This window comes from Polynucleobacter asymbioticus QLW-P1DMWA-1 (assembly GCF_000016345.1).
In the GTDB taxonomy this organism is placed as follows: Bacteria; Pseudomonadota; Gammaproteobacteria; order Burkholderiales; family Burkholderiaceae; genus Polynucleobacter; species Polynucleobacter asymbioticus.
Genome location: NC_009379.1, coordinates 140,824 through 152,343 on the forward strand (window position 1 = coordinate 140,824; position 11,520 = coordinate 152,343).

General features: G+C 46.2%; 12 protein-coding genes. 5 read left to right on the plus strand and 7 right to left on the minus strand.

The window, feature by feature from the left end; all coding sequences use genetic code 11:
• Positions 1-2: 2 nt before the first annotated feature.
• Genes PNUC_RS00800 through rpe form a run of 3 tightly spaced genes read right to left on the minus strand, consistent with a single transcriptional unit; the run spans position 3 to position 2,783 of the window.
• The gene (locus PNUC_RS00800; RefSeq protein WP_011901993.1) at positions 3-569 is read right to left on the minus strand and encodes an aminodeoxychorismate/anthranilate synthase component II; all 567 of its coding nucleotides are present in this window, start codon (positions 567-569) and stop codon (positions 3-5) included.
• The gene (gene trpE, locus PNUC_RS00805) at positions 553-2,058 is read right to left on the minus strand and encodes an anthranilate synthase component I (RefSeq protein ID WP_011901994.1); all 1,506 of its coding nucleotides are present in this window, start codon (positions 2,056-2,058) and stop codon (positions 553-555) included. The genes PNUC_RS00800 and trpE overlap by 17 nt, the downstream gene beginning before the upstream one ends.
• On the minus strand, positions 2,058-2,783 hold the full coding sequence (gene rpe / locus PNUC_RS00810) for a ribulose-phosphate 3-epimerase (RefSeq protein ID WP_011901995.1): 726 nt from the start codon (positions 2,781-2,783) through the stop codon (positions 2,058-2,060). Before rpe ends, trpE begins: the two co-directional genes overlap by 1 nt.
• 49 nt (positions 2,784-2,832) lie before the next feature.
• Between rpe and apaG the strand changes: the two genes are divergently transcribed.
• On the plus strand, positions 2,833-3,207 hold the full coding sequence (gene apaG / locus PNUC_RS00815; protein ID WP_011901996.1) for a Co2+/Mg2+ efflux protein ApaG: 375 nt from the start codon (positions 2,833-2,835) through the stop codon (positions 3,205-3,207).
• Positions 3,208-3,345: 138 nt separating this feature from the next.
• Entirely contained in the window at positions 3,346-4,473 is a 1,128-nt protein-coding gene (gene mltA, locus PNUC_RS00825; protein ID WP_011901997.1) for a murein transglycosylase A, read from the plus strand.
• A 2-nt stretch (positions 4,474-4,475) separates the two neighbouring features.
• On the opposite strand, the gene PNUC_RS00830 is transcribed toward mltA, so the two are convergent.
• Genes PNUC_RS00830 through bioA form a run of 4 tightly spaced genes read right to left on the minus strand, consistent with a single transcriptional unit; the run spans position 4,476 to position 9,016 of the window.
• A complete protein-coding gene (locus PNUC_RS00830; protein ID WP_011901998.1) occupies positions 4,476-5,666 on the minus strand; it encodes a M20 aminoacylase family protein in 1,191 nt (396 codons plus the stop codon).
• Between the two features lie 58 nt (positions 5,667-5,724).
• Entirely contained in the window at positions 5,725-6,441 is a 717-nt protein-coding gene (bioD, locus tag PNUC_RS00835) for a dethiobiotin synthase (RefSeq protein ID WP_011901999.1), read from the minus strand.
• Entirely contained in the window at positions 6,438-7,673 is a 1,236-nt protein-coding gene (locus PNUC_RS00840; RefSeq protein WP_011902000.1) for an aminotransferase class I/II-fold pyridoxal phosphate-dependent enzyme, read from the minus strand. Before PNUC_RS00840 ends, bioD begins: the two co-directional genes overlap by 4 nt.
• Positions 7,670-9,016 carry an adenosylmethionine--8-amino-7-oxononanoate transaminase gene (gene bioA / locus PNUC_RS00845; RefSeq protein ID WP_143070010.1) on the minus strand — a complete coding sequence of 449 codons (1,347 nt, stop codon included), beginning with the start codon at positions 9,014-9,016 and terminating at the stop codon, positions 7,670-7,672. The genes PNUC_RS00840 and bioA overlap by 4 nt, the downstream gene beginning before the upstream one ends.
• Positions 9,017-9,106: 90 nt before the next feature.
• Between bioA and bioB the strand changes: the two genes are divergently transcribed.
• The 3 genes from bioB to mraZ all read left to right on the plus strand — a co-directional run bounded on the left by bioB (position 9,107) and on the right by mraZ (position 11,509).
• A complete protein-coding gene (gene bioB, locus PNUC_RS00850; RefSeq protein WP_011902002.1) occupies positions 9,107-10,144 on the plus strand; it encodes a biotin synthase BioB in 1,038 nt (345 codons plus the stop codon).
• Between the two features lie 11 nt (positions 10,145-10,155).
• Complete coding sequence (coq7, locus tag PNUC_RS00855; protein WP_011902003.1) at positions 10,156-10,785, plus strand: 2-polyprenyl-3-methyl-6-methoxy-1,4-benzoquinone monooxygenase; 630 nt, start codon at positions 10,156-10,158, stop codon at positions 10,783-10,785.
• Between the two features lie 295 nt (positions 10,786-11,080).
• Complete coding sequence (mraZ, locus tag PNUC_RS00860) at positions 11,081-11,509, plus strand: division/cell wall cluster transcriptional repressor MraZ (protein ID WP_048812188.1); 429 nt, start codon at positions 11,081-11,083, stop codon at positions 11,507-11,509.
• Positions 11,510-11,520: the final 11 nt, after the last annotated feature.

An 11,520-nucleotide genomic window follows, 5' to 3' on the forward strand; every position in this document is an offset into this window, starting at 1 on the left:
AATTATTTGTTTTGCAAGAAATTCTTGAGCAAGGCATGACCATGCTCAGACAAAATAGATTCAGGGTGAAATTGCACTCCCTCTACAGCCAGTTCACGATGGCGCACTCCCATGATTTCACCATCGGAGGATGTGGCGGTAACTTCAAGCATTGCTGGCAAGGAGCTTTTTTCAATTGCGAGCGAATGATAGCGGGTGACTTTAAATGGATCTGGAAGATTTTTGAAAACACCCACACCTGTGTGATGAATGCTATCAGTTTTGCCGTGCATCACTTTTTGAGCGCGAATCACTTTTCCACCAAATGCCTCACCAATAGCTTGATGACCAAGACACACGCCCAAAATCGGAATTTGTCCTGCATAGCGTTTAATTGTTTCTACTGAGATGCCTGCTTCGGCGGGACTACAAGGGCCAGGCGAAATACAAATGCGAGCAGGATTCAGTTTGGCAATATCTTCTACTGCTATTTCATCATTCCGAAATACCTTCACTTCCTCACCAAGCTCAGCAAAGTACTGAACAAGGTTGTAAGTGAACGAATCATAGTTATCAATCATGAGGAGCATCGAGACCTCCTTGTACTAATTCAGCTGCGGTTAAAACTGCACGAGCCTTGGCTTCAGTTTCCTTCCACTCAGAAGTGGGATCAGAGTCGGCAACCACACCAGCACCAGCTTGGGAGTGAAGCATTCCATCTCGTATTACACCGGTACGGATAGCAATTGCTACATCCATATCTCCTGAGAATGAAAGGTAGCCTACAGCCCCGCCGTAAACACCACGTTTCACAATTTCCATCTCATCAATGATTTCCATTGCCCGAATTTTGGGGGCGCCAGATAGGGTGCCTGCTGGGAAGGTGGCTCGCAATACATCCATATTGCTCATATTGTCCAGAAGTTCGCCTTCTACAGAGCTAACAATGTGTTGCACGTGTGAATATTTTTCAATTGACATGGAATCGGTCACTTTTACAGAGCCTGTTTTCGCAATACGCCCCACATCGTTACGTGCCAGATCAATCAACATGACATGTTCGGCAATTTCTTTTGGGTCCGCTAACAGTTCTTTAGCTAGGCGCTCGTCTTCTTCGGGGTTGGTGCCTCTTGGGCGTGTACCAGCTAGAGGACGAATGGTGACAATTTTTTCTGCAGCCCGTTTTTCTTGGCGAACCAAGATTTCTGGAGAAGATCCCACGATTTGCATGTCGCCAAAATCGTAGAAATACATATAAGGCGACGGATTTAAGGAGCGTAACGCTCTATAAAGCGCTAAAGGTGAATCCGTAAAGGGTTTGCTAATGCGCTGGCCAATAACGACTTGCATGCAATCGCCTGCCAAAATATATTCTTTGGTTTTTAGCACTGCACTCTCAAAATCTGCTGCTTTGAACTTGCGAATAAGTTCAGTTTTGGCGCTTGGAAGCGATGCAGGCATACCCACCGGCTTACTAAGACAGGCAAGCAATTCTTTTAAACGTGCTTGAGCATTTTCAAAGCTATCAGCAATACTGGGATCGGCATAAACAATCAGATAGATTCGCCCGGCGACATTATCAATCACTGCCAACTCTTCAGTCAGCATGAGTTGAATATCTGGTACGCCAAGTTCATCGGGTAATTGATGGGTTGCTAAACGGCCTTCGATATAGCGAACAGTGTCGTAACCAAAGTAACCAGCTAAGCCACCACAAAAACGAGGAAGTCCAGGTTGAACCGCAACCTTGAAACGTTTAAAGAATGCGTCTACGAAATCCAGTGGATTATCGGTGTTTGTTTCAACCACTTTTCCATCGGTAAACACTTCATTGGCGGGTGCAGATGGTGTTCCAACAGTTCGGATAATAGTCTTGGCAGGCAAGCCAATAAAGGAGAAGCGGCCAAAACGCTCCCCACCCAATACCGACTCCAACAGGTAAGTATTTTTCTTGCCAAAGGCCTGGCTCAATTTGACGTAAAGCGATAGAGGAGTCTCTAAATCAGCCAATACCTCCTTAACAAGAGGGATGCGATTGAAACCTTGTTTTGCTAGGGCATTAAATTCTTCGCGATGCATTAGGCTCTTCCTAGCTTTCCTAATTCAGCGCGCATCGCATCGATCACTTGCGCATAATTTTCTTTGCCAAAAATGGCTGAGCCCGCAACAAAAGTATCTGCGCCTGCTTGCGCCACTTGTGCAATGTTATCTACTTTAATGCCGCCATCTACCTCAAGACGAATCTGTCGACCAGTCTCCGCTTCATGACGATCTAAGCGTGCACGCACTTGAGCGATTTTATGTAAGGTACTTGGAATGAATGATTGACCGCCAAACCCGGGGTTCACTGACATAAGTAATACCAGGTCGAGTAATTCCAAGGTGTGATCTAAGTGATCTAGTGGTGTAGCTGGATTGAGTACGAGCCCTGCCTGACATCCTTGATCACGAATGAGATTTAGTGTGCGGTTGACATGCGGGCTCGCTTCGGGGTGAAAGCTAATGAGATTTGCACCCGCTTTGGCAAAATCGGGCACGATGCGATCCACTGGCTCAACCATTAAGTGAACGTCAATAACGGCAGCCCCACCATTTTTCATGGCATACGGACGAATGGCCTCACAAACCAAAGGGCCAATCGTGAGGTTGGGGACGTAATGGTTATCCATCACATCGAAATGAATCCAATCGGCCCCAGCCGCTAAAACGTCTTGTACTTCTTTGCCTAGGCAGGCAAAGTCTGCCGACAAAATAGAGGGGGCAATAAGAAATTGGCGATTTGATGGTATTTTTTGGCTTTCCATCCCTAGATTCTAGCTTGCAGTTGACCTAAGGATGGAGCAGAATTCGATCATGAATCCCCACGAAATTAGCATTACGGTCAAAGCCCAGTACCTCCCTGACCAATCCGACCCGGATAACCGTCAATTTGCCTTTGCATACACAATCACAATCTGTAATACGGGGGCGGCGAGCATTCAACTCATTGCCCGCCATTGGTTTATTACGGATGGGGACAATGATGTCCAGGAAGTCCGTGGTTTGGGGGTTGTGGGCCAGCAGCCTTTATTGCGTTCCGGGGAGCATTTTGAGTACACCAGTTGGGCTACTTTGCCCACACCTGCTGGAACAATGCGCGGCGAATACTTCTGCGTGACTGAGGAGGCACAATTTTTTCAAGCGCCCATTCCCGAGTTTGCTTTAGTCATGCCCCGTACCCTCCACTAAAAAAGCAGGAATAGGGGTTGCAACACTTATTTTTTGCCTTTACCGGTCCATAAAACAATAAATAGCAAAAGACCTAAAGCAATTGCACCCTCAACAACAAAAAGTAGCATTGGGTATTCATCGAGTAAATTGGCGATCATGATTTCTAAAGTTAAATTAATCCAAACAAGTGTATTCGCTATTCTGATTGCTGGTTTATTGGCTGCTTGTTCCACCCCTCCTACCCGTGGGCCTGGATATCGTTCGGGTGCTGGAGGCTCTCCATCTTCCTATAGCTCATCAATTGCTAGCTTTAGTGCGGTCTCATGGCAGGCTTTACCAGGCTGGCAAGAAGATGATCTAACGCAGGCATGGCCAGCTTGGCTCAAAAGCTGTCAAGCTTTGCAAAAGCGCACTACCCAAATTAATTGGCGCTCAGTCTGTTCGCAGACCGCAGGAATTTCTAGTCAAAATAACCAAGCGATTCGGCGGTATTTTGAGAGTAACTTTCAAGCTTATGAAATTCGCAATAGTGCCGGAAGTGATACGGGAATGATTACTGGATATTACGAACCAGTGATGAATGGATCATTAACTCGCACTAGTATCTATAACATTCCTTTGTACAGCTATCCAAAAGCCTGGCGTCAGTCTAAGCCGAATCCAGCACCAACTCGGGCTGAGCTAATCAGTTCGGGAGTGCTGCAGGGATCAGAGATTGCTTGGGTTCAAGATCCAGTTGCAGCTGCTTTTATGCAAATACAGGGCTCAGGAAAAATTCGACTAGATGACGGCCGTATTTTGCGTCTGGGATTTGCGGGAACGAATGATCAACCTTTTAAATCCTTTGCGCAATGGCTTTTAGATCGCAAGGAAATTACGCGTGGTGAAGCCAGTATGCAGGGAATCTCTCAGTGGGCAAAGCGTAATCCCAACCAGGTTAATGAGATGCTTAATGCAAATCCCCGTTTTGTTTTCTTTAAAGAGCTGCCAGGCAATGTCGATGCATCCCTAGGTCCTGATGGCGCATTGGGCGTGCCACTCACCAGTGAGCGGAGTATTGCGATTGATTTGCAAGCGATGCCGCTGGGCGCGCCAGTATTTTTATCCACTACAAAGGCTGCTAGTAATCAGCCTTTACAGAAGCTAGTGATGGCTCAGGACACGGGTAAGGCAATTGTTGGGGGAGTGCGCGCTGATTACTACTGGGGTTCTGGTGAGGCTGCCGGTGAAATGGCGGGCCGCATGAAGCAAAACGGCAACATGTGGCTTTTATTGCCTCGTTAGGTTTACGCCAAGTAGCGCTGAGCAAGCTTTACCCAATAACTCACGCCAACTGGAATGAGTGCATCATTGAAGTCGTATGAGGGGTTATGCAGATGGCAAGGCCCCATGCCATGCCCAACCGAACGATGATCGCCATCCCCATTGCCTAAGAAGACATAGCATCCAGGCTTCTCAAGCAACATAAAGGCAAAGTCTTCAGCACCCATCGTTGGATCTATAGAGGTGCTGACATTTGACTTTCCAGCAATCTCACTCATGACTTCGCTCGCAAATGCTACTTCGTTAGCATGATTAATCAGCGGCGGGTAATTTCTAGAAAAGGTGATTTCTGTCTGGCAGTCAAAGGCGCTAGCAATATTGTGAGCCAGTTCACGCAAGCGCTGTTCAATCAGATCCAACACTTCCAAAGTAAATGTTCTAACGGTGCCACCAATAAAAGCGCTGTCTGGAATAACGTTGCTAGTTTCTCCCGCATGAAATTGCGTCACAGATAGTACAGCGGCATCGATAGGTCGTTTATTGCGAGTAATGATGCTTTGTAATGCCAGTACCACTTGAGCGCCAGCAAATACGGGATCGGCGCTGTTGTGCGGTAAGGCAGCATGACCGCCTCTACCCTTAATGATGATTTCAAAAGTATTGCTAGAGGCCATCATAGGGCCAGGAGTAACTCCAAAATGACCCTCTGCTAGACCGGGCCAGTTATGCAAACCGAATACGGCATCACAAGGAAACTGCTCAAATAATCCATCGTTGATCATTTCTTTTGCACCAGCACCACCTTCTTCGGCTGGTTGAAAAATGAATACCACAGTGCCCTTAAATTCGCGATGATTGGAGAGATACTGCGCCGCCCCCAATAGCATGGCAGTGTGACCGTCATGGCCGCATGCATGCATCTTTCCAGGATTACGAGAGGTATGTTCGAAATTATTGTGTTCTTGAAGTGGCAGGGCATCCATATCGGCGCGCAAGCCAATCATCTTGCCAGGACCTAAGTCTCCATCGAGACGTCCTACGACACCCGTCTTTCCCATGCCGCGGTATACCGAAATTCCCCAGCTTGAGAGAGCCTGAGCAACTAGATCGGCAGTCCGATTTTCTTCGAAACGCAATTCAGGATGTGCATGAATATTGCGTCGAATATCTTGGATCTCTTTTGCAGACTCGGTTATTTCAGGGATTAAATGCATCCCTTCATCTTATCCGAAACTGATATGCAATGCCGATAAGAAGGCCTTAATTGCTTTTTTATGAAGGCAATTGAATGTGCTCTGCAGCAAATTGAAGGGCGGCCAATGTGTAGGGGGCGTTATTGGGCTTTTCTATCTCGCTTGGTAATGTGGGAATGAGCCCCAAAAAAGGTGCATGGATTCTAGTTTGAAGCGCTTGAATATTATCTTCTAATAAATCCATTTTGGAAGATAGGGAATTAGCAATCCAACCGGCAATTTTCAATTTGCGAGATTCAATTGCCTCGACGGTAAGAAGCGCATGGTTAATGCATCCCAAACGCATGCCTACTACTAAGATGACCGGTAAATTGATTTGCGCTGCAAAATCGCTTAAGTCTTCAGTGGTATTTAGTGGAATCAGAAATCCCCCGGCACCTTCCACAACGACAGACTCAGCCTGAGCTCTGATCAATTCATATGCCTTGATGATGGTGGCGAGATTTAATTGCAAGCCCAATTGCGCTGCGGCAATATGAGGGGCTGCGGGTGTGTCTAAAACATAAGGGCATAAATTAAGCTCTTCGGGACTCAAATGAGAGGCAATTCGGAGAGTCTCTAGATCTTCATTTAACAGCTTGCCATTAGCTTCGAGATAGGTGCCCGCCACCACTGGTTTAAAACCGACTACATGTTTATTCTGTTCGCGTAGTTTCAGAATAAGTGCACCACTGACTAGAGTTTTACCAATCTCAGTATCTGTACCAGTTACAAAAAAACTCGATGATGTATTCATGAAGAGGCTTTATCCATGACTTGTTGCTCGATGGTTTTTAAGGTCTTTATGAGTTGATATAAATCTTCTTCCCGATGGCTTGCGGAAAAGGTAACGCGTAAGCGTGCGCTTCCTGGAGGTACGGTGGGCGGCCTTATGGCTGGTATCCAATAACTAGCCTCATCCAATAGCTTGGCTGCCATTAAGGCATTTGCATTACTGCCAAGAACAACTGGTTGAATGGGGGTACAGGAGGAAACTTTGGTCCATTGAGTAAACGACATTTCATCTTGCCAAATTTGAATGAGGCGGTAAAGTTGGGCGCGCCGTTCTTTGCCTTCATCGCCCTCAATAATTTCTAAGCTTTTTAATAATGCATGCGCTATTGCTGGGGGTGTGGCAGTGCTGTAAATATAGGGGCGACCTTTTTGAATGAGCCACTCAATAAATTGATCTTTCGCACAAACGAAAGCACCACTCACGCCAGCAGCCTTGCCAAGTGTTCCTATATAAATGATTCGGTCAGAGCTGATGTTTTCTTGTTCCAATATGCCATGTCCATTTTTACCGAGTACACCAAAACCATGGGCATCATCTATCAATAAAAGAGCGTCGCTTTGTTCTGCAATGCGAAGTAGTTCTTTGACGGGTGCTAAATCACCATCCATGCTAAATACCCCATCTACTACGATGAGCTTTAGCGGCCTAACATCATTTTTGATTGAGCTTAGTAGGGATGCGGGCTGCGTGTGATCAAACAAAGTCACCGCAGCATTGTTTTGTACGCTGGCTAAACGCACACCATCAATGAGGGAGGCGTGATTTAATTTAGCTGAATAAATACTGGCGCCACCAGAAGGGGCAAGCCTCACTAAACCGGTAATAGCTGCAAGATTGGCGAGATAGCCGGTACTAAAAAATAATGCACGCGCCTTGGGGATATGGCTTGCCTGAAAAGAGGCCAATTTTTTTTCTAGGTGATCATGCGCAACGTTATGACCACTAATTAAATGAGATGCGCCACTACCAACACCATATTTTTTAGCGCCTTCCATTAATCCATCAATGATTTTTGGATGGTTGGCAAGACCTAAATAGTCATTGCTACAGAAAGTATTTAAGAGCCTATTACCTACCAATGCCGTAGTGTCGCAGGCTGACTCTGTCACGCGTAATTGGCGTTTGAGTAACTGCAATTCCAAATCTGTAATTTGATCTTCGACTAACTTGAGGGCGTTGAACGAACCAGTCATGCGAGGGCCTGATTTAGAGCGCGTTGCACAGCACTTCCCATTGCCATTGCTTCTTCAGTTGACAAGATATAGGGTGGCATCACATATACCGTATTGGCGATGGGACGAATCAGCACGCCCGCGTTTAAGCAACTTGAAAACATTTCTCGAGGGAATGCCTTTTGGTTTTTCAATACCTCAGACTTAATGTCAAACGCCAAAATCATTCCTTGTTGACGCCAATGTTCTATCCGGGGATCGACTTTTGCCCAGGCAAATGCGTCCGCTAAATCTATTGAGCGTTCCACATTCTTTTCGAGCACTTTTTCAGATTCAAAAATCTCCAGACAGGCTAGGGCAGCGGCGCAGGCTAGTGGGTTGCCGGTATAAGAGTGGGAGTGCAAGAAACCCTGTTGAGTTTGATCGCTATAAAAAGCGCGGTAAATTTTTTCAGTAGTCATACAAAGGGATAAAGGTAGGTATCCCCCACTGATTCCCTTGGATAGCGTTAGAAAATCGGGCCAAATTCCAGCATGCTCACAAGCAAAAAATTTTCCGGTACGACCACAACCCACAGCAATTTCATCCGCTATTAGATGAATGTCATAGCATTCACATAAGGTCTTTACAAGACGCAAGTATTCCGGTGAATACATCGCCATTTGGCCAGCGCATTGGACTAATGGCTCAACAATAATGGCGGCAATGTGTTCATGCTCTTTTTGGAATAGCTTCTCTAGCTCATGAGCGGCTTTTATTGCTACGTCTTTAGCGCTCTCGCCAGTCATCGCTTTTCGAGCGTCTGGTGAAGAGGCGGTATATACCTCTTGCAATAGTGAGCCGTAAGCCTCACGAAAGATGGCTACATCAGTTACAGCTAAAGCACCCAAGGTCTCGCCGTGATAGCCGTTTTCGAGACACACAAATTTTTTCTTTTGAGGCTTGCCTTGCAGTTGCCAATAATGGTGACTCATTTTTAACGCTATTTCTACTGCTGACGCGCCATCAGATGCGTAGAACACATGACCTAAATATTTTTGAGTTAAGGCGGATAATTTTTCGGAAAGCTCAACAACGGGTTGGTGGGTAAAGCCAGCCAACATCACATGCTCAATTTTTTCTAGCTGGTTTGTGATGGCTTGATTAATGCGCTGGTTGGAATGCCCAAATAAATTAGTCCACCAAGAGCTAATGCAATCCAATAGGGCGTTTTCTTGTTCGTCATAGAGCCATGCACCCTTTCCCTTGGTAATCGCGATCAGGGGAAGTGATTCGTGATGCTTCATCTGGGTACAGGGGTGCCATACCGCAGAAAGGCTGCGTTTAACTAGGGTGGCTTGATCTAAATCGGAAATAACCTTCATGTTTGATATTTGACCACTAGTTTTTCCTAATTTCGGGCTGTATCTGTTATGTTTATGCCTTGAATTCATCTATTTTTCTGGAATTGACTCATGTTGGACGCCCAAACCGTTGAAAAACCCCTTACTCACATCAAATCGAAGGCTGATTTGAGGAAAGAGGTGGATGCATCTGGCGAATGGACTGTTAGCCAGATCGAGGCGCTCTTTGCTTTGCCCTTTAATGAATTGATGTTCAAGGCGCAACAGGCTCATGAAGCCAACTTTCCAGAAGGTGACGTGGAATTAGCTACCCTCCTATCTATTAAAACGGGCGGTTGCCCTGAGGATTGCAGCTACTGCCCTCAAGCAGCTCGTTATGACACCGACGTCAAGGCTGAGAAGTTAATGGGCCTGGAGGAGGTTCTGGAGGCCGCTAAAGCCGCTAAAGCCGCAGGATCCAATCGATTCTGCATGGGCGCCGCTTGGAGGGAGCCTAAAGACCGTGATATTGAAAAAGTCACGGCGATGATTAAGGGGGTTAAGGCTTTAGGCCTTGAAACCTGTGCAACCCTAGGGATGCTTGAAGCTAATCAGGCCAAGGCTTTACAAGAGGCTGGATTGGATTTTTATAACCACAACCTAGATACGAGCGAAGACTTTTACCGCTCTGTGATCTCTACTCGTGGCTACCAAGATCGCTTAGATACCATTTCTAATGTACGCGCTGCTGGCATGTCAGTCTGCTGTGGTGGCATTGTGGGCATGGGTGAATCTCGTGAGCAACGCGCCGCCTTCTTGGCGCGTCTAGCCAACTTAAGCCCCTATCCGGAATCAGTTCCGATCAACCATTTAGTTCCAGTAGCTGGGACTCCTCTGGCTGAACAAAAACCTCTGGATCCTTTGGAGTTTGTGAGAACAATTGCTGTGGCGCGTATTACGATGCCCAAAGCTAGGGTCCGCCTATCCGCAGGTCGCCAAGAGTTGGGGCGTGCAATTCAGGCAATGTGTTTCATGGCGGGCGCCAATTCCATCTTTTATGGTGAGCAATTACTCACTACCGGAAATCCTGAGGCAGAACAAGACCTTGCGCTCTTAGCAGAGCTTGGATTAAAGACTAAACAAAGCTGTAAAGCAGAGGTTTTGGTCTAATTTTTCTATAGATGTCGCTCATAGATCGTTTCATTGCTGAGTTTGATACTGCGCTTCGCTCAGTCGTTGGCGGCGCACATTCTCGCCGGCCTACCCCAGGGTCAGGCGAGATTTCTCATGCAAATTTGGATGTTGCCCAAAGAAAACATGCTGCCGGATTAATGCGCGTAAATCATGTGGGTGAAGTGTGCGCTCAAGCACTCTATCAATCACAAAAAATGCTTGCTAGAAATCCTCAAATTCAAGTGATGCTTGAGCATTCTGGTCAAGAAGAAATGGACCATCTTGCATGGTGTGAAACTCGTCTACAAGAATTAGGTTCGCACCCCAGTTACCTCAATCCTTTTTGGTATGCTGGATCCTTTGCAATCGGCATGCTTGCTGGTTTAGCGGGCGATCGATGGAGTTTAGGTTTTGTAGCGGAGACTGAGAAACAAGTTGAAAATCATCTCGAAAGTCATCTTGAAACATTGCCCCAGGAAGATCTTCGCTCACGCGCAATTGTTGATCAAATGCGCATCGATGAAATTGAGCATGGACAAGCAGCGCTACATGCCGGCGGAGTAGTTTTGCCAGACCCCGTGCAAAAGGTAATGCAAGCGATGTCCAAAGTCATGACAACGGCTGCTTACAGGATTTAAATTCCCATTTTTCTGAGAATGGGCTTTAAAAATATTTTTTGGATTTATTTTTTAAAATACTGTTTTTAAAAACAGTATATTTGGCGATTATCTAGCTCTATAGCTAAGACCTATTCTTAAGTGTATTTTCCAAGCCATTGTTTCAAGTAGCTATTTTATTATCAGCATTTTATGAACACATCACGCTAAGTGTTTGTAAACACTAGAGAAATTCCCAAAAAAATCCCCAAAAACACTTGACCCTCTTAGTGTGTTCCTCTAAAGTGGGAGGAAGTGTGAAAAAGTGGGGTAAATGGTGTTTCAAGGTGCGTCAGCTCTAAATTTGGATGCAAAAGGTCGGATGTCTATTCCGGCAAAGCATCGTGACGCCTTGTTGGTTCAGGGTGAGGGGCGTATTACGCTCACAAAACACCCGGATGGCTGCCTACTTCTCTTCCCAAGGCCTGAGTGGGAAACCTTTCGATCAAGAGTTGCGCAACTGCCAATGGATGCCCATTGGTGGCGCAGAATTTTCTTAGGAAATGCGGCTGAAGTCGACTTGGATGGTGCAGGTAGAGTATTGGTCAGTCCAGAATTACGTGCCGCTGCTGGCATTGAAAAAGAAGTGATGTTGCTCGGAATGGGTAGTCACTTGGAATTGTGGGATGCAGCTACTTATGCTGCAAAAGAACAGGCTGCGATTGCGCAAGGCATGCCTGAAGCTCTGAAGCAATTTAATTTTTGATGACAGGGTGC